Genomic DNA, 24,786 nt, shown 5'->3' with positions numbered 1-24,786 from the left:
TGTTGTTCCGTGTTATTCCTTCCGGTAGAAGAATCGGGAAAGCAAAACGCCAATGCCTCCAAGCCCGATAAATAGAACGGCTTTGACCACCACGGAAACTGTTGGGAGGTCGAAGAAGATGACTTTCATCAAAGTTAAAAATAACAAAGCGATACCGGCAAGCCGAACTTGTTTGATTCCCTTCTTGAGACCATAGGCTATGACGGAAATGGCATACGCCACCCAAGCGGATGAAATAAGTAAATGCTGCGTATTTTCGCTTACATTTCGCGTTACTGCAGTGGTTACATCCGTAATGAAGAACAAGAATAACAGGCCCAAACCGTAGTAAAGGATTTTGGTCAGGCTCCTTTGGCTTCCGGAAGGATATCGCCTTAAAAGTGCTGTGATGCCTGCTAAGGTAAGCAGCAAAACAACCCATATAAAGGTATTCGCTGAAGCCAGGGAGTTCATGCCATCGGATAAGATTTGTAGTCCGGCGATGCACCCCAAGAGATAAATGAGAAGCCCGTTGATTTTTTGAAATGCGGATGTAATGACAAAACCAAGAGCAAGAGCGATAAAGCCTTCAAGAATGAAAAATCCGACAACCGCTTCACTTTCAAAACGATTCATCATGAAGAAAAGTAAGGCGTACGAAGCAATCGCAAGTGTAAAGGGTAATGCCTGCCCATCATTCTTTTTCCACAAATAACCAGATAACGCACTATAGAAAAGAGTGAACGTTAATAAGACAGTGTCGACTTCCGAGGAATCCATGTTTACTTTAAACCAGAGAGCTGTAAGGACAAAGCTAGTTACCAGCATACGAAGTTGATGCTTCAGGATTCCCGCTTTGAGTAATATCGAGCCTAAGATAAGGATATGCTGGACCAAGACGCCATAGGCGAGCCATTCGTCAGATGAATCCGATCCAAAGCTAAATATCATAAAGGCAAGGTGCATGAAGATAAATGACGCGTAGAACAAAGCTGCATATCGCTGTTTCATGGCAAATATCATAAAGCTGGCGTAGAGCAGCACTTCGTACGATACAAAGAAGATGGTAGACGGATGGTTGCTATCGACCAAGAAGGGAGCTAGAATTCCCGTGATGCTTGCCAGTACACCCAATGCTTGTGATTTGTATTGATAAGAGAACCAAAGTCCCAGCATCGTCCAAAGCACGTTGAGAAGTAAAGCCGTAGGTCCATTGATGAAGCCATATAAGTAATGCGCCGCGAAAGTGGTTAGCATGAAAATCCCTATAGAGCCTGCGAAGAGCACTTGGGATAATAAAGCGCGTTGCTGCCGGTGTTGTCTGATGCCAAGGTAAACGAAAGCACCGCCGGCAAGGAGACCGAGAAGGCATCGCATTTCCTCAGTGATCCAACCGCCGTCTACCGCTGCTTTAAAGCCCCAGATCAGACCGATGAAAAGGACAAACATGAACACGCGGGGGAGCCATACTCTGGCAATGAGATGTTCCCAATCCGTTTCTTTCTTCTTGATGGTCTCCTTTTGGGTTTCCTTTTTCGTTTCACCGTACGGAGAGACGGAGGAGGAGACCCCTTCACCCACTGGGCGAGAATGTACTTTTGTATCCATCCTATCGGGTCGTTTATTATACTTTAATTCGTTGACTTCTGTTTCAAGCTCCTCGATTCGCTTTTCTAAGCTATTCAAGCGATCATCATAGTTCAACGGCAACACCCCCTTTAAGTATGTTTACTCTAAATGCTACCTTCACATGAAACAACTCCTTTATGATTACAAATTATACAAGGTCATTCTTATGGAAAGAAGTACTAAGTTTATATAGTACTATATTGGGAATGGAAGCTGACCGGCTTGCAAAGATATCACTTATCCCCTATACTGAATGAATATTCAGTGTTACAGGCCGATTTTCATTTTAATACATCTGTCAGCCGGAAAGCGGTGAAGTATGCGTGAATAAAAAGAAACAGCAAACGGAGCAAACGAAGAAGAAAATTGCCGATGCAGCCAAAGCTTTATTTGCTCAAAAAGGCTATAAAGCCACGTCCATTGAAGACATTGTTAAAGCTGCCGGATGTAGTGCAGGTAACATATATTATCATTTCAAGAACAAGGAAGGGCTTTTTTTGTATTTACTTGAAGATTGGAATAGGGAATGGGATGAGAGATGGCTGGCCAAGGAAAAGCTGTACTCCACCACAATCGAGAAATTATATGGCATGGCCGATTTCTTGGCGTTCGATCAATTGAGTCATCCGTTGACGAAGGCAGCCGATGAGTTTTTCAACAATTCAGAGAAAGCCCCTGACGTGGAAGAGAGAATCAACGAAATGGTCAAAGGGTACATTGACTTTAATCGGAAGCTGCTTCAGAGGGGCATTGATAACGATGAATTCGCAATCACGAATGTGAACGGACTCGCCATAATATTGGATGGTTTGATGCTCGGATTAAATCAGCATTGCCGGAGAATGGAACGAGAGGAAGCGCTGGCAGCGTATCGGTTGGCTATGGATGTGTTTCTGCACGGCATAGCCAAACCGAGCCGCTAGCCCCTTTTTTTTGCTATAATCCTGAATAAAAATTCAGTATTTTTCATCATGATGGAGGAATTTCGAATGGCGCTATTGACAAAACACCGGGGAGCCTTGCTGGTTCTCATGCTCAATCTACTTTTAGTCTTCTCCGGGATCGGCCTTGTCATCCCCATTATGCCTAAGTTTATGGAGAGTCTGGGTATTACCGGAGGGGTCATTGGTCTGCTGGTTGCCGCTTTTTCGCTGACGCAGCTTCTTTGTTCGCCGCTCGCAGGCAGGTTGGCCGATTCCTACGGCAGAAAAAGAATGATTGTCATCGGCATGATCGTGTTCGCTTTTTCCGAGGGGCTGTTTGGGTTAGCCGGCTCACCTGCCCTGCTCTTTGTTTCGCGGCTGCTCGGCGGCATCAGTGCGGCAATGATAATGCCGGCCATTATGGCTTATGCGGCAGATATCACGACGCAAGAAGAACGCGCGGCGGGGATGGGGTACATTACCGCAGCCATTACAACAGGCTTTATTATTGGTCCGGGCATTGGCGGGTATATTGCGGAAATGGGTATCCGCGTGCCCTTCTACGCAGCGGCGGCTGCGGGGTTTCTCGCTGCATGTATGACATTGCTGATACTTCGGGAATCGCGCCCTTCAAAAGAAAATATATCTGATCCCCAGCCTAGTGCAGTTGAACGAAGTAGTCTTCTTATGCAACTGAGGTACTCCTATAGAGAACCCTATTTTTTAAGCTTGATCATTGTTTTTGTCATGTCGTTCGGGCTTGCTAACTTTGAAACCATCTTCGGGCTGTTTGTCGATCAAAAGTTTGGGTTTGAGCCCAAGGATATCGCGTTTATCATAACGTTCGGGTCCATAGCAGGCGCTGTGGTCCAGGTTACGGCCTTCAGCTGGATATTAAAGAGGGTAGGGGAGCGGCGTGTCATATCCCTCTGCCTTTTCTTTGCAGGTTTGTTTATTCTGCTGACGCTTTTCGTTCACCGATTCTGGATGATATTCGCCGTAACTTTTATTGTATTTTTGGCAATTGATATCCTACGACCAGCCATCAGTACACAGATGTCAATGGTGGCTAAGGATCAGCAAGGCTATGTCGCGGGCTTGAACTCTGCCTTTACCAGTCTTGGCAATATTGCAGGGCCTATTGCAGCCGGTTATTTATTCGACTTGGATGTTAATTATCCGTATATGCTGGCGTGCCTAATCTTGTTTATTTGCTTCGTCTTATCGCTCAAAGGGAAAAGGCACAGACTGGAGAATGTCCACGCGGCTTCATGACGTTATGGGACATTCGTCGCTCCGAGAAGGGGGGCAGTTATCCGTCAATGCTCTGTTCTTGTATGCCTATTCGCCCCGCGCAGCTCCTGAACATCCAGCATCGGTGGTCGTCCGTACATGCGGGCATATTCCCTGCTGAATTGAGAGGGGCTCTCGTAGCCTACACGGAAGGCCGCATCGGAGGCCGGCACAGCTTCCGTCAGAAGTAAGCGGCGGGCTTCTTGTAAACGCACCGTTTTCTGATATTGTAATGGGCTCATCGCCGTGACGCGCTTGAAATGTTTATGAAACGCAGACGTGCTCATGTTCACGGATTTTGCAAGGTGCTCGATCAGGAGCGGACGGTCGTATTGCCGGTTAATCAACCGGATGGCTTGAGCGATGTTGTTCGCATGGCTGCCGATGATCGCAAATTGATGGATGAGCGAGCCTTGTTCGCCTTGAAGCACCCGATACAGAATTTCGCGAATGACGAGCGGTGCCAGAACCGCAATATCCTCAGGTGTATCGAGCAGCTGCATGAGCCGCACGATGGCTTCGAGCAGTGCAGGAGAGGTGCGGTTCACGGTTATGCCGCGGGAGGCTTCCGCAGGAATATCAATAGGGCGGTTTGTTTCTTTCATGATGTCCAGGATGATGTCGGCGTCAAAGCTCAGCTTCAAGCTTAAATAAGGGACCTCGGGTGCCGCTTCAATGATTCTGCCGATGATCGGCAACTCGACGGATGTAACTAAATAAGTGGAAGGATCGTACCGGTAGGTTTCATCGGCTAGTGTAGCTGTTTTCGCCCCTTGTGCCACGACGCAAATGGATGGTTTATATACGGATTCCAGCGGTTCTGACGTTTGTGTGGCATGCATCAGCGTCAAAGAAGGAACAGCTGTCCTATGTGTACCGCTCGACGGAGCATGGCGCTGTATCAAGAGCGCCAGTTGTTGCAAGGCTTGATCTATGCGCGGTGAATCATTCTTTGTTTCCATGTTTGCGTCGTCCCCTCCGGCAAGGATGTAATATACTTTAATCATATCAGAAAGTAGGAGTCAAGAGCGAAGCTCAGCTTTCCAATAGAGCGAAACCGAAGAGAATTAGGCAAGGATTGAACAGGTATGTTCTAACGGGCTTTCGCAAATATTTTCTATAATGAATTGGCAAGGCCGAGCACGGCGAATCATCGCTTGGCCAAATCAGGATAGAAGGAGAGAACGGAAATGGTCTTGAATGGAAAAGTTGCAGTGATTACAGGAGCGTCGCGGGGAATCGGACGGCAGGTTGCCCTCCAATTGGCTCAAGCCGGTGCGAAGGTGGTCGTTAATTATTCCTCGAATTCGGAGAAAGCGGGTGAAGTCGTAAAGAGGATTGAGCAATCCGGCGGCGAAGCGATTGCCATCCGCGCCGATGTAAGCAAGGTGAGCGAGGTGGAAGCCTTATTCTCGGAGACACTCGAGCGATTCGCGAGTGTGGACATTCTCGTCAATAATGCCGGCACGATGGAATGTACGGCCATCGCGGACGTGACGGAGGAGATGTTTGACCGGCAGTTCGCTATCAACGTGAAAGGCACGTATTTTGCTTGCCAACAAGCGATGAAGCATATGGCCAAAGGCGGGACGATCATCAACTTCTCGACCTCCATATCGGGCGCTATGCTCCCGACGTACAGCGTTTACGCCGCAACTAAGGGTGCCGTCGAGCAGTTGACTCGCCAATTGGCAAAGGAATTCGGTCCTAAGGACATCGTTGTCAATTGCATTGCACCCGGGCAAGTGTCGACCGAGCTATTCTTGAATGGCAAATCCGAGGAGTTGATTGATTCGTACCGCCGCATGAATGCATTTGGACGGCTTGGCGAGCCGGAGGACATTGCGAATGTGATTGAGCTGCTCGTCAGCGACAAAGCACGCTGGATAACGGGACAGACGATTCGCGTAAACGGCGGGTTCAACTGAATAGTGCGGACAGAGAATAGGTGAATTACCGTAAGGGGCGCAGATCAGCATATCAGCGCTCCTTTTGATTTTGATTGGAGGAAGACAGGGAACGGCGGAATATACTTCAACTGGCCGGTCATGTTGGCGGCACCTCTGCCTCCCGCGAAGGCGGCGACGCAGTCCATTTATTACGCTGGTTTTTTATTATCAAAAATGATAACATAAGCGTAGGGCATGCACACTCGCATACATGGCACTCATTTTAGTCAATAATGCATATGCATCTTAATGAAAAGAGGGGGAGATTGTGATGAAAGCATACTTGAAACCGGCATTTGTTCTTACACTGCTAGGCTTGATTGGTATTATAACTATTATCCCTTATCAGCTTGATTTGCTGAGTGAAACGATCGGAAATCAAGACGGGCTACCGGTAGGGGTGGCTGCAGCGCTTGGCGCTTTGCAGCAAACCGTAATGCTGTTTGCGTTATGCCTGATAGGTTTGAGGTTACAACTGCGCACCGGCTTGTCCTTTCCCCACATAGAAGCGTGGATCCAAAAGAAAAGCCAGCCTAGATTTGATCTGACGTGGTTCTTTATTGGAATTGCGGTCAGTTTCGGTGGTTCGCTCTTGAACCTGATGTTGGATAAATTTGTTTTTATGCCAAACCTAAATCTGCCTAATCCGGTGGGAAAGGTAGAATGGTGGAAAGCGCTTCTTGCTATGTTCTACGGAGGTATTACCGAGGAACTGATGCTTCGTTTGTTTGTAATGAATTTGTTGATCTGGGTACTCGCGCTGGTTTTCCGCAAATCCCAAGATCATATTCCAAGCTTTTTCTACTTGGCTGGGATCATAGGCGCTTCTATCCTTTTCGGAGCACTTCACCTGCCTGCTGTCGATCAGATTTTTGGCGGGCTTACTCCTCTGCTGATCGTAAGGACTCTCGTGCTCAATGGTCTTCTCGGCGTTTGGTTTGGGTACGTATATTGGAAAAAAGGCTTGGAGCAGGCCATGCTGTCTCACATGGCGGCTGATGTTTTCCTGCACGTTATACTTATCAATGTTATTTAGTGAAGTACCGAGCTCCCCATTATATAGTAGATTTAACTAGCACACCTTTCTGTTTGGAATCGCAAAAGCGACACATCCACCAAACATGAAAGGTGTTTTTCTATCAAGTTTCCTGCTTAGCCGATGGTCTGTTTTCATTTTGCCTATCTATTTGAATTATTAACGGCTGGAAAGTCTCAATTTTGATGATGATGTTCAGGTTTTGATGGGTATGCAGGCTATAGAGAATTACTACATAATAAAGCTATATAGCTGAGATATGCATCCTTTGAAACCGGGGGCAAGCGAATGGCCAGAATCGTTATTGTTGACGATGAACCTATCATTGGGATGGGTCTCAAAACGTTGATTGGAGAATATAAACGGTTTCATGAGATCGATACGTTTACAGACGGAGTGTCAGCATTATCGGGTATCATGGCTAACCCTCCCGATGTTGTGTTGACGGATATTCGGATGCCTCGTATGGACGGTCTGGAGCTATGCCGAAATATACAGCAGCTAAAGCTTTTTACCAAAGTCGCTGTGCTTTCAGGCTACGGTGATTTTGCGTATGCACAAAAATGTATGTCGTACGGCGTACAGGAATATTTGCTGAAACCAATTACGGAAATCGAGCTTTATCCAGTGCTGGATAAATTGCTCGCCATACGGGAGCCGGCGCTTATGTCCTTCACTCATTTTGAACAGTGGATCGATCAATTGGAGGAAGCGGTTTGGATGATGGACAAAGCTCGGGCCGATGAACTGCTTGAGGAGGGAAAGAGGGAGCTGTTCACCGTGGATACGGACACCCAGCAGCACCAGAGGGTATACGACGCTGTCAGGCTGCTTAACAAGAAACTGAATGCCAGAGGGGCGTACGGTATGGAGTTGGGGCCGCTTATCGAGGATGCGGTCGCTACGATTACGTTCGAATGGTTTAAGGCCGAAATCGGCATATGGATACAGCGGCTGAACGAATATCGCAATCATGAAAGAATCAATGTTCTGGAGGCAGCTTTCCGTTACATCGACGAGCATCTTTGTGAGGAGGAGCTTTCACTGGACATGGTTGCAGGGAAGCTGGGCGTGACGCCGACCTATTTCAGCCATTTTTTTAAGAAGCATACAAATGAAACCTTCGTGCAGTACCGTATGCGCAAACGAATAGAGAAAGCTAAGCAGCTGCTTGCCGTACCGCACTACAAAATCATCGACATTGTAGCCGAGATCGGCTACGAAAGCTACCCTCACTTTTCCAGAGTGTTTAAAAAAGCAACGGGATATTCCCCTACCGAATATCGCGCGCTGCTCGGGATCAAATAATGAATAACAGCTTGGTACGTAAGGTTTACATTTACTTTGTCATTATTATCGCGCTGACCTTGGTGACGGTGGGGGTTACCGGTTATTGGCGGTCGTCCAGTGAATTGGAGAATCAGTATGAAGGACTGTTGACTCAAATCGTTGATAATGTATTGCATGAAACTGATTTATTTTTGAAAAATTACGAGAGGGCAACGGTTTCTATTCTGATTTCACCTATAGTGAAAGAGGCTCTCGATCTTCCACGCAATTCCACTCCCGGCTTTTATACATCCGAAATGGCCATGAAGGGGGTATTTCAACCGGTTCTCATTAACAACCCCGAAATCTCAATGACGTACATTATCGGTTATAACGGGTTCCAGGCAACGGATTTCAATATCCACATTGTTCCTTTTAATTACAAGGGGTTTGAAGAATATGTCGAACAAATGAAGGAAAACGATGATCTAAACGGGAAGCTGACGATTCAGGATTCCGGGTTTCTGGACGGACATCTCTCCCTTATTCGCAAATTGGCAGACCGAACTTCATCCAAATCATTTAAAGGCATTATGGGCTTCGAGTTAAAGATAGGGGAATTGAACACGCTCTGGAAGGGCATAAAACTCGGGCAATCCGGTTATTTTTTTATCGTCAACGATCGCGGAAAAATATTATACCATCCGGATCCGAGCCGGATCGGCAAACAGCTTGACGGTATGCAGTTTAATACCGTTGAAGCCAATAAAGACCAAATATTTGAGTTGCCCGGAGAACCGGGACGGGTTTTCTTTAGCCGAAAGTCCGACTACTCCGGATGGACGCTGGTAGCAAGCATGTCGGTTGCAGAACAAAGCAAGCCGATTTCAGACTTGAGGCAAACAACACTAATCGTTGGTATCGTCACTTTGATTTTGGCATTATTTCTAGCTTATCGGTTCGGCCAATCTATCGTTCGTCCCATTCGACTACTGGAAAACGGGATGCGTCAGACGGCAAAGGGTCAATGGACCCGAGTGCCATTAACCGGAAGCCGTGATGAGATGGATCAGCTTATTACCGGCTACAATACGATGGTCACCCGGCTGGAAGAGCTTGTCGACCGGATTTACGAGACCGAGCTGCGTAATCAAGACAATGTAATGAAACGGCAGCTAGCCGAATTTCAAGCGCTCCAATTACAGATTAATCCGCACTTCTTGTACAACACTTTGGAAATAATTATTTGTTACGCCGTCATCCAGAAGTCAAGCGAAATTAAAGACATCGTTCGTTCTCTGTCGTATATGCTGCGCTATTCCATACGCACCGATTTGGAGAAAATTACGGTAGCCAACGAACTGAAACACATTCTGTATTTTATGTCTATTATGAAATACCGCAACCAGCGCGAGTTTGAAATCGATGTTCGCATCAGTGCGGATTATTTGCTTGACAGCATGGTTCGCTTGACGCTGCAGCCCTTGGTCGAAAATGTGTTTAAGCATGCGTTTCCTTATGGAATCGAGGATACTCACACGATTATTATTGACGCATGGAAAGATGATGCGGATTTTTATGTCATCGTTGAGGATAATGGCTGCGGTATTGAAGCGGAAGCACTTCTGAAATTAAACACACGACTCATGGACAGCCAGGAGGAAAGGGTGATGGATACGCAGCGAGCATTCGAGGGCAGCATCGGTCTGCTTAATGTGCATAACCGGATTCAGATGGTGTTCGGACCGCAATATGGGCTTTCCGTGCAAAGCGAGCTGGGAGCGGGCACGAAGGTTACGATTCACATGCCGTCATCCAGCGCAAAAAAAGTCATACCGGTGTAAAACAGCACAATGCTCGGCGCCCCCTCTTTTTGTATCCTAAATATAGAAAGACATGAAACATACCGAGTCATGGTCATCGAAATAGGGAGGGATTTATGGAAGTCTCGGCTAGCAAGGGCAAAACATGGTCTGCAATTGTCGGTAAAAAGGAAAATTACTTCACCAGGCTGAAGAAGAACGCATCCAGCCATTGGCAGCTCTATCTGCTTATGCTGCTGCCGATTATTTATTTGCTCATATTCAAGTACGTGCCGATGTATGGAGCTTTGATTGCGTTCAAGAATTATATTCCGACGAAAGGAGTATGGGGCAGCGAATGGGTAGGAATGAAGCATTTCGATCGTTTTTTCCATTCATATGAGTTTGTTCGGATTATGAAAAATACGATCCTGCTCAGCATGTATAGTTTATTCGCGGGGTTTCCGTTCCCCATCATTCTTGCGCTTTCCTTGAATTACGTCAACGCTCGTTTCTTTAAGAAAACGGTACAAATGATCACTTACGCACCACATTTTATTTCTACAGTCGTGATGGTTGGCATCATTTTGCAAATGATGGATCCACGAGTGGGTCTGATTCAGACAATTATGAAATATTTCGGATTGCCCACAATCAATTTCATGGGCATACCGGAATGGTTTTCACACGTTTTTGTCTGGTCAGGGATTTGGCAGAACGTTGGTTTTTCCTGCATCATTTATCTAGCGGCCCTTGCAGCTGTGGATCCTTCGCTTCACGAGGCTGCGGTTATGGATGGAGCCAATAAAATACGGCGAATGTGGCATGTCGACTTGCCGGGCATTATGCCGGTTGCCGTTATCCTGCTGATCATGAACACCGGCCATGTACTGGACATAGGCTTCGAAAAGGTATTGCTGATGCAGAATCCGCTGAATATGAGCGCTTCCGAGGTGATCGATACTTTTGTGTACAAGGTCGGCTTGGCATCAACAGCGATCAACTATTCCTACTCGTCTGCCATTGGATTGTTTAAATCAGTCATTAATTTGATCCTGCTGGTTCTCGTCAATCGTTTAGCCAGAAAGTTGGGGCAAACCAGTCTATGGTAATAAGGGGGTACGTCTATGACGGGAAGCATAAGAGAAAGTGCGGATGACAGGCTGTTTACAATTCTGAATTACATCATCCTATTCATTTTTACAATTACGATCTTATATCCTCTGGTTTACATTGTCAGCGCTTCCTTCAGCTCATCCACAGCGGTGGTTTCCGGCAGAGTCTGGTTATATCCGGTGGAACCGACGCTAGCGGGTTATGAAGCGGTATTTAAGCATCGTTTAATTATGTCGAGCTTTTTGAATTCGGTCTATTATACCGTAGTGGGAACGGCGATCAATGTGCTCTTTACACTCATTGCGGCATATCCGCTTTCAAGAAAAGATTTTATGCCACGTAATGGCATTATGGCTTTGTTTGTATTTACAATGATGTTCTCAGGCGGACTGATCCCGTCTTACCTGGTTGTGAAAGAGCTGGGTATGATCGACACAAGGTGGTCTTTACTTATTCCGGGAGCGCTTTCTGTAATGAATATGATCATTGCCCGTACGTATTTCCAAACAACCATTCCGGATGAATTGCTTGAAGCCGCTCAAATGGATGGATGCAGTGATTTTACATTTGTTCGGAAGATCGTGCTTCCTTTATCAGGTCCAATCATCGCCGTAATCTCTTTGTTTTACGCAGTGGGCCATTGGAATCAGTATTTTAGCGCGCTGCTTTATTTAAAGCATCAGGAGTTGTATCCGCTTCAATTGGTTTTAAGGGATATTTTGGTGCAAAACGAGGTCGATGCATCGATGATAACTGACGTTGCCGATCAAGCGGCAAGGGATGGTCTGCGAGAGCTGTTGAAGTTCTCCCTTATCGTCGTGTCTACGCTGCCCGTGCTCATCATCTATCCATTTATACAAAGGCATTTTGTCAAAGGCATGATGATTGGATCATTAAAAGGCTAAAGGGAGGTTTTTACATGAAAAAAGCTCTAACCGCTGCAATCGCGATTACAACGTCTGTAGCTCTTCTGGGCGCATGTGCGGACAGCGGACAAAAGGAAGCATCCAAAAACGCGGAAGCAAGCAGGGACGATCTAGTAACGGCAGCAGGTGAATTCCCGATTACGAAAGAAAAGACGACACTCAGGGTCATGGTCAAAGGCTCCAGCATAGTCGAAAATTTTGCAACGAACGAGTTCACCAAGTGGCTGGAGGAGAAAACGAACATTCATATCGATTGGGAGGTCGCTCCGGAAAAAACATTTGCAGAGAAGCTTAACGTTTCACTCGCAAGCGGCGACTATCCGGACGTGCTGCTTAATATGAGCGTATCGCCGATTCAGCAGTCGATTTACGGTAAGGATGGCGTATTTATTCCGCTGAACCCGTATATTGATAAATACGGCATTGAAATGAAAAAGATGTTCGAGCAGGTTTCCTATGTCAAAGACTTGATTACCATGCCTGACGGCAAAATTTACTCGGTCCCTCAGGTGAATGATTGCTACCACTGCTCACTTGGACAAAAGATGTGGATTTATCAACCATGGCTGGATAAGCTCGGTTTAAAAATGCCGGAAACGACGGATGAGTTTTATCAAGTGTTAAAAGCATTTAAAGAAAAAGATCCGAACGGAAACGGGAAGGCGGATGAGATCCCGCTTGTCGGCGCTACGAATGGCCCATCATCTACTTTGGATCTTTTTCTGACCAGCGCGTTTATCGAGAAGGATTTCAACCTGCGTTTTATTAGGGATGGAAAGGTTCAAGTTGCCTTTAATCAACCGGAGTGGAAGGAAGCTTTGACCTATATGCGTAAACTGTTTGCTGAAGGATTAATTTCCCCGCAAACGTTTACACAGGACAGAAACCAGCTGAAACAAATGGGTATGAACCCGGAAATCCCGATCGTCGGAGCGATTGTCTCGCAAAACCAAACGGTATTTGTCGAAGTCGATAATCCAAGATTCAAAGATTACGTATCCGTTCCTCCGCTCAAAGGACCGTCAGGTATACGTTCAACTGCATATAATCCTTACGCGGTATCTGCAGGTCAATTTGTCATTACCAATAAGGCCAAAAATCCCGCTGCCGCATTCCGTATGGCTGACCTGCTGCTTTCGGAGGAAGCGACACTTCGCAGCACGCAAGGCCGTCCCGGTCAGGAATGGGTGCGTCCGGAGCAAGGAGAGCTTGGCGTTAACGGGAAGCAAGCGAAATGGAAACCGATCGCCACATTTGGCAAGCTTCAAAATGTTCACTGGGCGCAGGCGGGGCCTTCGCTGCGAACAAACGACTTGCGATTAAGCGTGGCAGCGGATCCGAAAAATTCGCTGGAGCTTATTTTGTATAAAGAAACGAAAAAATACGAGCCTTACGCAATCGATGCGAGTAAAATTGTGCCGCCATTGTTCTTCACCAATGAACAAGCGGAGGAGCTGTCAACGCTTGAGAAGACGCTTACGGACTACAGAGCTGAATTTTTTGCGAAAACGGTTACGGGCTCGCTGGACATTGACAAGGAGTGGAACAACTATTTAAGCACTTTGGATAAAATGAACATTAAGCGCTACCTTGAAATTTATCAACAGGCCTATACCCAGTTTAAATCGAAAAAGTAGCCGCATCGGGAAGAATTCCTGTCCCGTGAAAGTGAGGTACAAGATGAAAGAGAAGAACTTAAGGAAGCGTTCAGCCGAAAGACCTAATGTCGTATTTCTAATAGCGGACGATCATCGTGGTGACGCCATTCGAGCATTCGGCGATGAAACCGTGCATACGCCGGTATTGGATTCCTTGGCTGCCAGCGGGACATCGTGTCGTAACGTCCATATATTCGGGGGCTTAACCGGGGCGGTTTGTGCACCAAGCAGAGCGTGCGTCCATACGGGTATTCCTATCTTTCGAGCGACGATCGGCAAGGATATGTTGATCCGGGAGCATTCGAGCGTCATTCGTCCGGATGTTCGGCTCATGCCGCAAACGATGCAGGGTGCCGGATATCGAACTCATGCCATCGGCAAATGGCATAATGACAAGGCAAGCTTTGCCCGAAGCTTCGAAGGAGGGGATAAGCTGCTTTTCCACGGAATGAGTGAGCATACCAAGGTTCCTGTGTACGATTATGACCCGAGTGGGGCTTATCCGAAGGAACACGAATATATTGAACGGACGTTCTCGACGGAGCTGTTTACGAACGCCGCCGTCCAATTTATTGAGGATTACCGGGAGGAGCGGCCGTTTTTCCTGTATGTGGCTTATACAGCGCCGCATGATCCCCGAACCGCGCCGGAGCCGTATGCAAGCATGTACGACAAATCCGATGTTCCGCTGCCACCGAACTTTATGAAGGAGCATCCATTCGATACTGGCGATATGACGTGTCGGGACGAGAAGCTTGCGCAATGGCCGAGGGACGAGGGCGAAATTCGTGAACATATTGCCGATTACTATGCGATGATAAGCCATATGGACGCGCAAATCGGCAGAGTCGTCGAAGCGCTGAAGGCTAAGGGCATTTATGACGATACACTCATCGTGTATACGGCGGATCATGGGTTGGCGGTCGGACAACACGGACTGATGGGCAAACAGAGCCTTTACGAGCACAGCGTACGCATACCGCTAATATTCCGGGGGCCAGGCGTGCCGGAGGGCAAGCAGGAGTTCGCGCTGGCAAGTAATATCGATATCTTTCCTACCGTTGCAGGACTATGTGACGTCGGTCTGCCGGAGGAGACGGAAGGCGTAAGTCTATATCCCGTCTTTGCAGGAGAAAGCGGTGGCGTTCGCGGTATCGTGTGCTCGGTTTATCGAGATGTACAGCGGATGGTAACGGACGGCCGATGGAAGCTGATCCGTTATTATCGCTCGCCGGTTTCGAACACAGGAACGGAACGAATCCAGTTGTTCGATCTGCTAAACGATCCATGGGAAACGCAGGATTTGTCGGCAGATCCGGCAAATGCCGGGCACATCGAACGGCTTGCCTCCGAGTTGGCTTCGTGGATGCGGGCTTGCAGTGATATTTTGCAGGATAAGCCGGTGATTCCTGTTACATCGAGTGCCGGCTCGTGAAAACTGAATCATGCTTGATCCGACGCGTGAACCGACCGATAGCTTTGATAGCTGCGGTCGGTTTTTTTTCATCATGGTTGGTTATTGTTGGATACGGAGTTCAATGGTACACTAGCTACAATCATTATTTATTCTCTGCGATATTTTTTATAAAGCAACCGTCATGGTACGGTGGAAAGGGAGTAACCAATGGCGAACCTATTGAAATTTGTCAATTATGAAAATTTCGGAGCCCTGGGAGATGGCGAGACAGACGATATGGAGGCTATCTGTGCTGCACATGCCTATGCTAATAAACATGGGTTGCCGGTTAAGACGAAGCCCGATGCAACCTATTATATTGGAGCAAAAGCCTTGACAGCCGTGATCGAAACCGATGTCGATTGGAGCACGTCCAGATTTACCATAGACGATACGGTTGTAGAGAACAATAAAATGCCTTGCTTTCATGTAAAGTCCCTGCATCAACCCTTCGAGCTGGAGATATCGTCTTTGACCAGAGACCAGAAACATTTGGAGCTAACCTTGGAGGAAGATTGTTATGTCATTGTAGCCAATGCCAATGTGAAGAGGTTTATCCGATACGGGTTAAACCAGAATAACGGGACTGCTCAAACAGACTGCTTTATTTTGAAACAAGACGGATCCGTAGATGCACCGATTGATTGGGATTACGAGGAAATTACTCAGGCAGAAGCACGGCCCATCGATAAGACCGTATTGAAAATCAGCGGCGGTATCTTTACCACGATAGCCAATCGGGGAGAATCCAAATATGATTATTATGGTCGAGGGATCGATATCACTCGTTCCAATACATGGATAGACGGAGTGGTCCATTATATTGCAGGTGAAGTAGGTCACGGCTCGCCCTATAGAGGATTTTTAAATGCCATGTGCTGTGCCAATGTGACCATTCAGAACTGCTTTGTCAGCGGCCATAAGATCTATACTACCATTGGTGCTGCAGGTGAGCCCGTCATGATGGGATCCTATGATGTTCACGCGAATAGTGTAGTTAATTTTGCGTTAGTCAACTGCAGAATGAACAACATTACAGACCGAACTCGCTGGGGTGTTGTGGCATCCAATTTCTGTAAAAATATTGCGGTAGAGAACTGTGTCATTTCAAGAATTGATGCCCATATGGGGGTCTCCGGTATTTATACCATTAAAGATAGTTCTATCGGATGGCAGGGCATCAAAGCGATTGGCAGAGGGCTGTTAACAATTGATAATGTTATATCCTATGGGAATTCGCTGGTGGAGCTTCGGGCTGATTACGGCAGCACGTGGGAGGGCGATGTCATCATCCGGGACACCAAGTGGATTCCATCGGAAGGGGATGTGGGAACGCCTGCGCTTATCAGCGCTAGAAATCATGGCATGCATGATTTTGGATATACGTGCTACATGCCCGGGAATGTGGAAATTTCTAACCTCCACGTAGATGATTCCATCATCCCGGAAGACAGCAAAGGCCTTTATCTGTTTTCCGATCCATGTGACAATCAGAGCTATGAGGGCAGGCCCTATCCTTATGTAACCTGTAAAAAAGTAGTATCCCGAAACCTCACTACTGCGAGCGGCAAGCGACCGGAAATCAGTCGAAATCCGACGCCTTTTTCACAGACCGACTACATGATATCGGAGTAAGAGTGATTTTAGCAGAAGGCAGCCAATTGGAAATTGGTTGTCTTTTTGCCATTTGCACGCGATCCAATAGTATATAAATTGATACTATATCACATGAATGTGCGTACTATTAAAAATTCTGCATATCCTCTATACTGCGAGTAACAACAGAACAACACCGTAAACAAATAAAGGAGAGAAGAACAATGACAAGAGAAACCATGAGAGCGATTGGTCTTTACAAGTATTTGCCCATTGAGAATCCGGAAAGTCTAATGGACGTGGAAGTGGAGAAGCCGACGGCTGCGGGCAGGGATTTGCTGGTTAAGGTTAAGGCGGTTTCTGTGAATCCGGTGGACTACAAAGTCCGTTCCCCCAAAAGCCGTGAGGAAAGCGAACCCAGAATATTGGGCTGGGATGTTGCGGGGGTGGTCGAACAGGTAGGTCCGGACTGCACATTGTTCCGTCCCGGAGACGAGGTTTTCTATGCTGGCAGCATTATGCGTCCCGGAGGGAATAGCGAGTTTCATCTCGTGGACGAACGGATCGTCGGTACGAAGCCGTCCAAACTGGATTTTGCGCAAGCCGCGGCATTGCCTTTAACCTCGATTACAGCTTGGGAAAGCTTGTACGACCGTATGGGCATATCACATAGGAAAGCCGACAACGCAGGCAAGTCCATCTTGATTATCGGTGCTGCGGGGGGCGTTGGCTCGATTGCGACACAATTAGCCAAGTACTCCGGTCTGACGGTCATCGGTACGGCTTCCCGACCGGAATCGACCGGGTGGGTGAAGGAACTTGGCGCGGACTACGTCATTAACCATTTTGAAGCCTTTGTACCGCAATTGCAGGCGATCGGATTCAACCAGGTCGACTATATTCTCTGCTTAAACAGCACGGAAAAGCACTGGACGAACATGGCGGAGGCGATCGCGCCGCAGGGCAAAATTTGCTCGATCGTCGAAACCAATGAATTGTTGAACCTGACCTTGCTGAAGAACAAAAGCGTCACGTTTGTATGGGAGTTGATGTTTACCAGATCCATGTACCAAACGCCGGACATGATAGAGCAGCACAAGCTGTTGAATGAAATCGCTCGTCTCGTGGACGAAGGTGTGGTCCGGACGACCACAAGCGAAACACTGACGCCGATCAACGCTGCGAACCTGCGCAAAGCGCATGCCATGCTGGAAACGGGCCGGACGGTCGGAAAAGTGGTTTTAGAAGGATTTTCATTATAATATAGAGGGAGGTAATTTGAAAGAAGGAGCGGGGAAAACATGCGAGACCGAAAAAGCGGGTACGGATTTTGCCCGAACGACGAAGGTTGTCCTGTTGAGTTCACGTTGGACGTTATTGGCGGCAAATGGAAGGGCGTGCTGCTTTATCATCTGATGGAGGGGCCCAAACGCTTTAATGAATTTCGTAAGATTTGCCCGGCCATAACCCAGCGAATGCTCACTCTGCAGCTTAGGGAGCTGGAGGAAGACGGAGTCGTACACCGCGAAGTGTTTCATCAGGTTCCGCCCAAGGTAGAGTACTCTCTTACGAATTTCGGTCAAACCTTAATTCCGATAATCACCGCGATGAAGGAATGGGGAGATAGCTACAAGAAGACCGTTCGAAATCCGTCGGACCTTCAACCGACCGAACATAACAAGTAACGATGCATCAGATTCAAACGAAGACGAAACCACTCCTAAACATACTAGGAGTGGTTTTTTAACGATAAAGAATGTTTAAGTTGGCTAAAGCTTTAAAGCACTGCAACATTCTTTACCAAGAAAGCCTACCTTTGAAACGCGGTCGCTCATCTTTGAAAGGCCTCGATAAAGGTTTTCTTATTAATCTTAAATACAGACAATGCACATTGAAAACAATGAATCAGATCCCATTTTTATGTATGGTATAATTGCTTTCAAGAAATGCTTAGGGAGGGTGAACAGGATGAACAGGATGAACAGGGAATCCAAGATTTTCGGCAAGTGGAAAAAGAGAAAAAGTGTGTTCGTCACCCTCCTCGTTTCCTTTATTTTCGTCTTCATGGTGCCTGTCATAATCGGAAGCATCGTCTACCTTAAAATTGAAGACATTATGGTGAACAATGCTTATCGCTCTAACTCCGTTATGTTAGAGCAGCTGAAATATGTGGTGAATAGCCGCACGCAGGAAGTGGATTTCCTCATGAGGCAAATTGCTTTTCATCCGAAGCAGCAATTACTGATGCAGCAGGGAGAGGGAAGGGCAGCCTCCGACGAGTACGCCTTTATCGAGTTTATGAAAGAACTGACCCGTTATAAGGCTTACAATACGTTCATTGAGGATATCTACGTGTATTTTGGAAATACGGATACGATTGTCACTCCCTCGATGAAGACGGATGCCCGTATGTTCTTCCATAATATCTATAAATACCATGATATGAGCTTCGACGATTACCGGGCGAACATACTGATGGGCAATCATAATAAAACCTACATCCACACTGTACTCTCAACCAGTAATCTTAAAGAAGATAATATTATTGCTTTCATACAGTCGCTCCCTTTCGGAGAGTATAACCGGCAAGCCGGTAGCTTGGTAATCCACATTAAAGAAGATGAGATCCGTAATCTTTTGAAAGAGGTGGAGGGTTTACATCAAGGTGCGATCTATGTGCTGAATAAGGACAAGGAGCTTTTGGTTGGACCGGAGGACGGCCGCATCCCCCTCAATCAGATAAAGGAGCTAATCGGTGGTGGCCATGGGGAGCTGCTCACGATAGCTAATCAGAAGGAGATGTATATTTCCTACACGACAAGCCAGGAGAATGGGTGGACCTATTTGTCGGCCTTTCCCAAGAGCTTGGTGCTGAAGCAGGTGCATCAAGTTAAAGCCTGGAGTCTTGTTGCGGTAGCGGTCTGTCTGATGCTAAGCACCTTTTTATGTGTTTATTTGACTCGAAGACACTACTCGCCTATTCGCGAGCTAGTTGCAATGATCGCCCAAGGTCGCACGAAATACACTGGGGGGACGGACAACGAGCTGAAGCTCATTAGGGAGACTATGCAATCCTTGTTCGGTAAGGAGCATGAGCTGGAGAACAAGCTGGCGCACCAGCTGCCGATGATCCGTTCGCATTTTTTGTCCAGATTAATTCGAGGACAGGTGGATACTTCGGTCATATCAGAACAGGATATGGATGTAATGCATCTGAGCTTTCCGCATGACTGGTTTGCAACCATGATAATCGAAATTGATGACAGTACCCGGTTCATGAAGGAAGATTCGGAAAGGGAGTGGATTTTGCTCCGTTTCATCGTAATGAACTTGAGTAATGAGATGCTTAGCACCAGCGGGTACGTATTTGAAGAGGACAAGAACCGCATCGTTGTCCTGTTTAATCTCGATAAGGAATCGGCAGAGGGGCGATCTGTGATTCATGAGTTCGGTACGGGTCTCCTTGAAGTGATGAGGGATCGGTTTAAGACAGCCCTATCCTTGGGTATTAGCGGCTGCCATAAGGGCGTCGGCTCGGTGACGAAGAGTTATGACGAAGCAATGATTGCCATGAGCTATAAAATCATTAGAGGCTCCGAAGAGATTCTCTACTACGATGAGGTCCGAACGAAGGAACCGGCGTTCTATCGATTTCCTAAGGATTTGGAAGTGCAGCTGACGAATTATACCAAGCATGGTGACTATCTAAATGCTGAACGGCTCCTGAACAGCTTATATGAACTGAATTTCAGCCATAAGCAGTTATCCCCTGAGATTGGGAAGTGGTTCTTGCTTGACTTGCAGAGTAGTCTGTTAAAGCTGATGGAAGCCTTACGCATTGATTACGACCAAATCTCCAATTGGCATATGGATCCGGAAAAGGTGTGGGCAGAGTCCGGCACCATGGAGCAGGCATTTGAAAGGATAAAGTCAACCTACTTGGAGGTCTGTTCACTGCTTAAAGAGGAAAAGACCGATCATGGCGAGACGCTTTACCGTAAAATAAATGCACTGATTGAACGACTTTATGGCGATAACAACCTGGGCTTGGCTATGATCGCCGACCAGCTTGATCTGAATCCCATCTACATCTCTTCGTTCTATAAAAAGTACAGTGGCGAAAACATCACCGATGCCATTACGCGAACCCGCATGACGCATGCCAAACGTTTGCTGGCTGAGGGGCTGACGGTCCAGGAGGTTGCTTTGCGGGTCGGCTATGCCAGCAACATTGTGCTGACGAAGGTTTTTAAGAAAAGCGAAGGGATCACCCCAGGGAGATACAAGGAACAACTGGAGCACATAAAGGAAAGATAAGCGATATAAAGAATGGATAATGCCCTATCTTAAGGTCGGTTAACAGAAGTGAAATCTGAATTCTTTCATCGGCAGGCCGGTTCGGATACAGTTACAGCAAGAGCCCCCACCGCTTGGTATATAAGGCTCCCAAACATAGATTACCGAGGAGGGTTTAGCGAGTGAAAATAAATCATGGCAAGAAGGCTACGTTCATTGCGCTGTCCACTGTATTAACGGCAACCGTAATGGCCGGTTGTTCCACGGATTCATCTCAAAAAGGAAGTCCGACCACGCAACCGGGTAATTCCAATTCCGCATCAGAATATCCGAAGGCCTTCAGCTATTGGGTAGAGCTGGACGGGGACTCCGCTATTTCCATGAAGAGCTTTAGTGAAAATGCGGCTTATAAGGAAATGGAAAAAATTACGGGTACCAAGGTTGAATTTAAACACCCCACCGGCGGCGGTACTCAAATTCAGGAGCAATTCAATCTGATGGTCGCATCCAGAAACTTAACGGATGTGATCCAAACCAACTGGTTCAACGTTGCTCGCGGCCCGCAAAACGCCATTGATGAGGGAACGATCATCCGCTTGAATGATCTCATCGACAAGCACGCGCCTAACTTTAAAAAGTACTTGGCCGAGCATCCGGAAATCGCGAGTATGATCAAGACCGATAAGGGAGATATTTATGCCTTCCCGTTCATTCGCGGCGATAATAAAATTAAGATTTATTATGGTCCTGTTATCCGCAAGGACTGGTTGGATAAGGTCGGGATGGAGGCGCCGACCACGATCGACGAGTGGGAGAAGGTGCTCATTGCCTTTCGTGACAAGGACCCGAACGGAAACGGCAAGAAGGACGAAATCCCATTTTTGTTGGAGGTATCGACGGTTCGGAATGATCTGCTGAATGCAATGATCGGTGCATGGGGGATTTTGGATAAATTTTACCAGAAGGATGGTAAAATCTACTATGGCGAAATGCAGCCAGAGTTTAAGGATTTTCTTGCGACCATGCATCGTTGGTATAAGGATGGACTGATCGATAAGGACTTTGCAGCAGTAGACGGGAAATTGAAGGATGCCAAAACGTCCAATAACCAGCTAGGCGTCATGTACGGTTATTCCAGCGGCACGATCGGGAAGTTCACAGATCTGATGAAGGACACTGTTCCCGGCTTCAAGATGACGGCGCTGCAGCATCCGACGCTGAAGAAGGGAGATACACCGGCTGCAGGTATGATTAGCCCGACGTACCCAGGGGAGCATTCCGTCGCGATTACGACCGCTGCGAAGGAACCGGAGAAAATCGTTAAATGGCTCGACTATGCTTATGGTCCTGAGGGACACATGTTATTTAACTTCGGCATCAAAGGTCAAAGCTATGACTTGGTAAACGGAAAACCGGTGTATACAGATACCATTAAGGCGAATCCGAACAAGCTTACCTTTAAGCAGGCACAGGCTCAATTCATGCGTTCTCAATATGGCGGGCCATTCGTACAGGATGTGGAATCCTTCCTTCAGCAAATGAAATATCAGGAGCAGCTCGACTCCCTGGAGATATGGTCCAAGGCGAAGAATCAGCTGCAGCTGCCGCTCATGACTCTGACAGCCGATGAAAGCAAGAAGCTTGCATCTGTCATGAATGACATTAATACATTCTCTGATGAAATGATTGTGAAGTTTATCATGGGCACGGAGCCTCTCGATAACTTCCCGCAGTATGTAGATAAATTAAAGAAGTTCGGAATAGAAGAAGCCATTAAAATTCAGCAAACCGCCTTTGAACGTTACTCCAAAAGGTAAGAGCCGCATGGACAGCGAGCCGGAATTGAGTTATTCCGGCTTTCTTTGGCATACCTTTTTTTTCAACAATGATGGGAACAGGGAGGTTATAACGTGAGAACATACATGATCCGTCTGCAAAAGGATCTGCTTAAGAATAAAACGATTTACTTCATGCTGACGCCTGTGTTGGCATATTATCTGATTTTCCAATACGGGCCGATGTACGGCCTACAAATTGCATTCAAGGATTTCATTCCTACCAAGGGATTCCTGGGAAGCCCTTGGGTCGGACTTAAGCACTTCGAGGATTTCTTCGGGAGCGTTTATTTCGGACGGATTCTAAAAAATACGTTACTGCTTAGCCTTTACAGTCTGGTCTTTTTTTTCCCAGCCGGCATTATCTTCGCCCTGCTCCTCAATGAGATTAAAAGCCATATATTCCGTAGGGCGATACAGACGATTTCTTATATGCCACACTTCATCTCCATGGTAGTCATTGTGGGCATGATGTTTGACTTCCTCGCACGAGACGGGCTGGTAAACCACATCATAGCGATGTTCGGTCTGGAGCCGATCTCCTTCATGCGAATGGCTGGTTGGTTCCGAACCACCTACATTTCCTCGGAAATATGGCAAAACATTGGATGGAGCTCGATTGTTTACCTTGCAGCCATCAGCACCATTAATCCGTCGCTTTATGAGGCGGCAAGAATGGATGGCGCCAGCCGTTGGAAGCAAATGTGGCATGTCACCTTACCTGGAATCATGCCAACCGTGACGATTATGTTCATCCTCTTTATCGGCAAGTTCATGACCGTCGGTTTTGAGAAGATTATTCTAATGTATAATCCCGTGATCTATGAGACGGCCGACGTGATCCAAACCTTCGTTTACCGAAAGGGAATTCTGGAGGCAAATTACAGTTATAGTGCAGCCGTCGGATTGTTCAATGCAGTGATAAGCTTCACCTTGCTCGTACTAGCCAACATGACTGCTAAGCGACTGGGGGAAACGAAACTATGGTAGGGAGGAAACGGACTTGTTAATGAAACGTTCTTTAGGAGAGCAAGCCTTCGATTTAGGCAATGCCATACTGATGGTGATTATCTCCTTAGTGACATTATATCCGCTGCTGTATGTTCTGTTCTCTTCGTTAAGCGATCCGCAATATGTGGTACAGAATCGCGGCCTGTTGCTTTATCCGCAGGGGCTGAATTTCGATGCTTATCGGATGGTGCTCCGCAACCCGAACATATTGACCGGCTTTGGCAATACGCTGTTCTATGTAACTGTAGGCACGGGCTTGAATATAGTGCTAACGGCGCTTGGGGCATATGCCTTGTCCCGAAAAAATGTGATGCTGACCAATCCGGTGATGTTCCTCATCGTGTTCACCATGTTTTTTGAAGGTGGTTTAATTCCACTTTATTTATTGATGCGCAATTTGGAATTGCTCGACACCCGGCTTGCGGTTATATTGCCATCTGCGGTCAGTGCTTTCAATCTCATTATTATGCGTACTGCGTTTCAGTCGGTACCGGAAAGTCTGGAGGAATCTGCAAGAATCGACGGTGCGGGGGACTGGACTATTCTGTTTCGAATCGTGCTGCCGCTCTCTATGCCGGTAGTGGCCGTAATGGTTTTGTTCTACGGGGTATCGCATTGGAATTCATGGTTTTTTGCAACGATATTCCTGCAAACGAGAGATTACTTCCCTCTGCAAGTTATCCTAAGAGAGATCCTGATCAGTAATGACACGAACTCCATGTCGGTAGGGGTGGGGACTTCCGATCAAATGGCTATTGGCGAGACTATCAAATACGCGACAATCATCATTGCCACGGTGCCCATCTTATTTCTATACCCCTTTCTACAAAAGTATTTCGTGAAAGGTGTTATGATCGGTGCAATCAAGGAATAAGCGAAACGATCAGATCGGGCGAATCACCCCTTTCCGCACCCGCGGGCATGTAGCCATGTCCGGAAACTTCGGCTACGAGCTCGTTTTAACGAAGCTGTCTGATGGAGAGAGAGAGCAGCAGTAAGGCGATTACCAAAG

19 protein-coding genes and 1 pseudogene are annotated in these 24,786 nt (G+C 47.0%); 18 read left to right on the top strand and 2 right to left on the bottom strand.

Translation table 11 applies throughout. The annotated features are described in order from the left end of the window. Positions 1-12 precede the first annotated feature (12 nt). A complete protein-coding gene (locus QMO62_RS30155) occupies positions 13-1,683 on the bottom strand; it encodes a DUF2339 domain-containing protein (protein WP_284646173.1) in 1,671 nt (556 codons plus the stop codon). A gap of 248 nt (positions 1,684-1,931) precedes the next feature. Here QMO62_RS30155 and QMO62_RS30150 point away from each other — a divergent pair, with 248 nt between their 5' ends. Next, positions 1,932-2,531: a TetR/AcrR family transcriptional regulator gene (locus QMO62_RS30150; protein WP_284646172.1), complete on the top strand. Its 600-nt coding sequence runs from the start codon at positions 1,932-1,934 to the stop codon at positions 2,529-2,531. Between the two features lie 66 nt (positions 2,532-2,597). Beyond that, the gene (locus QMO62_RS30145) at positions 2,598-3,806 is read left to right on the top strand and encodes an MFS transporter (RefSeq protein WP_284646739.1); all 1,209 of its coding nucleotides are present in this window, start codon (positions 2,598-2,600) and stop codon (positions 3,804-3,806) included. A 44-nt stretch (positions 3,807-3,850) separates the two neighbouring features. On the opposite strand, the gene QMO62_RS30140 is transcribed toward QMO62_RS30145, so the two are convergent. Continuing rightward, entirely contained in the window at positions 3,851-4,786 is a 936-nt protein-coding gene (locus QMO62_RS30140; RefSeq protein WP_284646171.1) for an AraC family transcriptional regulator, read from the bottom strand. Positions 4,787-5,014: 228 nt separating this feature from the next. Here QMO62_RS30140 and QMO62_RS30135 point away from each other — a divergent pair, with 228 nt between their 5' ends. The 16 genes and pseudogenes from QMO62_RS30135 to QMO62_RS30060 all read left to right on the top strand — a co-directional run. Further along, a complete protein-coding gene (locus QMO62_RS30135) occupies positions 5,015-5,752 on the top strand; it encodes an SDR family oxidoreductase (RefSeq protein ID WP_284646170.1) in 738 nt (245 codons plus the stop codon). Between the two features lie 292 nt (positions 5,753-6,044). Beyond that, entirely contained in the window at positions 6,045-6,809 is a 765-nt protein-coding gene (locus QMO62_RS30130) for a CPBP family intramembrane glutamic endopeptidase (protein WP_284646169.1), read from the top strand. A gap of 288 nt (positions 6,810-7,097) precedes the next feature. Next, entirely contained in the window at positions 7,098-8,117 is a 1,020-nt protein-coding gene (locus QMO62_RS30125; RefSeq protein WP_284646168.1) for a response regulator, read from the top strand. Continuing rightward, entirely contained in the window at positions 8,117-9,922 is a 1,806-nt protein-coding gene (locus QMO62_RS30120; RefSeq protein WP_284646167.1) for a sensor histidine kinase, read from the top strand. Before QMO62_RS30125 ends, QMO62_RS30120 begins: the two co-directional genes overlap by 1 nt. Positions 9,923-10,017: 95 nt before the next feature. Then, on the top strand, positions 10,018-10,992 hold the full coding sequence (locus tag QMO62_RS30115) for an ABC transporter permease (RefSeq protein WP_284646166.1): 975 nt from the start codon (positions 10,018-10,020) through the stop codon (positions 10,990-10,992). 15 nt (positions 10,993-11,007) lie between these two features. Next, positions 11,008-11,901, top strand: a complete 894-nt coding sequence (locus QMO62_RS30110) for a carbohydrate ABC transporter permease (RefSeq protein ID WP_284646165.1) — start codon at positions 11,008-11,010, stop codon at positions 11,899-11,901. A 14-nt stretch (positions 11,902-11,915) separates the two neighbouring features. Beyond that, positions 11,916-13,559 carry an ABC transporter substrate-binding protein gene (locus QMO62_RS30105; protein ID WP_284646164.1) on the top strand — a complete coding sequence of 548 codons (1,644 nt, stop codon included), beginning with the start codon at positions 11,916-11,918 and terminating at the stop codon, positions 13,557-13,559. 43 nt (positions 13,560-13,602) lie between these two features. Further along, positions 13,603-15,015 (top strand): sulfatase family protein, encoded by a 1,413-nt coding sequence (locus tag QMO62_RS30100; protein WP_284646163.1) that lies wholly within the window; start codon positions 13,603-13,605, stop codon positions 15,013-15,015. Between the two features lie 189 nt (positions 15,016-15,204). Next, positions 15,205-16,671 carry a hypothetical protein gene (locus QMO62_RS30095; RefSeq protein ID WP_284646162.1) on the top strand — a complete coding sequence of 489 codons (1,467 nt, stop codon included), beginning with the start codon at positions 15,205-15,207 and terminating at the stop codon, positions 16,669-16,671. Positions 16,672-16,856: 185 nt separating this feature from the next. Beyond that, a complete protein-coding gene (locus QMO62_RS30090; RefSeq protein ID WP_284646161.1) occupies positions 16,857-17,894 on the top strand; it encodes a zinc-binding alcohol dehydrogenase family protein in 1,038 nt (345 codons plus the stop codon). A gap of 39 nt (positions 17,895-17,933) precedes the next feature. Continuing rightward, positions 17,934-18,317 carry a winged helix-turn-helix transcriptional regulator gene (locus tag QMO62_RS30085; protein ID WP_284646160.1) on the top strand — a complete coding sequence of 128 codons (384 nt, stop codon included), beginning with the start codon at positions 17,934-17,936 and terminating at the stop codon, positions 18,315-18,317. Positions 18,318-18,600: 283 nt separating this feature from the next. Then, positions 18,601-20,949, top strand: a complete 2,349-nt coding sequence (locus QMO62_RS30080; protein ID WP_284646159.1) for a helix-turn-helix domain-containing protein — start codon at positions 18,601-18,603, stop codon at positions 20,947-20,949. Between the two features lie 161 nt (positions 20,950-21,110). Continuing rightward, the gene (locus QMO62_RS30075; RefSeq protein WP_284646158.1) at positions 21,111-22,745 is read left to right on the top strand and encodes an extracellular solute-binding protein; all 1,635 of its coding nucleotides are present in this window, start codon (positions 21,111-21,113) and stop codon (positions 22,743-22,745) included. Positions 22,746-22,838: 93 nt separating this feature from the next. After that, on the top strand, positions 22,839-23,753 hold the full coding sequence (locus QMO62_RS30070; RefSeq protein ID WP_284646157.1) for an ABC transporter permease: 915 nt from the start codon (positions 22,839-22,841) through the stop codon (positions 23,751-23,753). Between the two features lie 13 nt (positions 23,754-23,766). Further along, complete coding sequence (locus QMO62_RS30065; protein ID WP_284646156.1) at positions 23,767-24,648, top strand: carbohydrate ABC transporter permease; 882 nt, start codon at positions 23,767-23,769, stop codon at positions 24,646-24,648. Positions 24,649-24,652: 4 nt separating this feature from the next. Further along, positions 24,653-24,763, top strand: a pseudogene (locus QMO62_RS30060) (alpha-galactosidase); the annotation flags it as partial. Between the last annotated feature and the right edge of the window lie 23 nt (positions 24,764-24,786).

This window comes from Paenibacillus silviterrae (genome assembly GCF_030167925.1).
GTDB classification, from domain to species: domain Bacteria; phylum Bacillota; class Bacilli; order Paenibacillales; family NBRC-103111; genus Paenibacillus_G; species Paenibacillus_G silviterrae.
This window is presented reverse-complemented; position numbering and strand designations above follow the sequence as displayed.

Bases quoted from the DNA above. Each gene is read 5' to 3' on its own strand.
- QMO62_RS30090 (WP_284646161.1), top strand. From the start codon at position 16,857: ATGACAAGAGAAACCATGAGAGCGATTGGTCTTTACAAGTATTTGCCC.
- QMO62_RS30105 (WP_284646164.1), top strand. From the start codon at position 11,916: ATGAAAAAAGCTCTAACCGCTGCAATCGCGATTACAACGTCTGTAGCT.
- QMO62_RS30140 (WP_284646171.1), bottom strand. From the start codon at position 4,786: ATGGAAACAAAGAATGATTCACCGCGCATAGATCAAGCCTTGCAACAA.
- QMO62_RS30095 (WP_284646162.1), top strand. From the start codon at position 15,205: ATGGCGAACCTATTGAAATTTGTCAATTATGAAAATTTCGGAGCCCTG.
- QMO62_RS30080 (WP_284646159.1), top strand. From the start codon at position 18,601: ATGAACAGGATGAACAGGGAATCCAAGATTTTCGGCAAGTGGAAAAAG.
- QMO62_RS30115 (WP_284646166.1), top strand. From the start codon at position 10,018: ATGGAAGTCTCGGCTAGCAAGGGCAAAACATGGTCTGCAATTGTCGGT.
- QMO62_RS30145 (WP_284646739.1), top strand. From the start codon at position 2,598: ATGGCGCTATTGACAAAACACCGGGGAGCCTTGCTGGTTCTCATGCTC.
- QMO62_RS30125 (WP_284646168.1), top strand. From the start codon at position 7,098: ATGGCCAGAATCGTTATTGTTGACGATGAACCTATCATTGGGATGGGT.
- QMO62_RS30110 (WP_284646165.1), top strand. From the start codon at position 11,008: ATGACGGGAAGCATAAGAGAAAGTGCGGATGACAGGCTGTTTACAATT.
- QMO62_RS30135 (WP_284646170.1), top strand. From the start codon at position 5,015: ATGGTCTTGAATGGAAAAGTTGCAGTGATTACAGGAGCGTCGCGGGGA.
- QMO62_RS30100 (WP_284646163.1), top strand. From the start codon at position 13,603: ATGAAAGAGAAGAACTTAAGGAAGCGTTCAGCCGAAAGACCTAATGTC.
- QMO62_RS30130 (WP_284646169.1), top strand. From the start codon at position 6,045: ATGAAAGCATACTTGAAACCGGCATTTGTTCTTACACTGCTAGGCTTG.
- QMO62_RS30120 (WP_284646167.1), top strand. From the start codon at position 8,117: ATGAATAACAGCTTGGTACGTAAGGTTTACATTTACTTTGTCATTATT.
- QMO62_RS30085 (WP_284646160.1), top strand. From the start codon at position 17,934: ATGCGAGACCGAAAAAGCGGGTACGGATTTTGCCCGAACGACGAAGGT.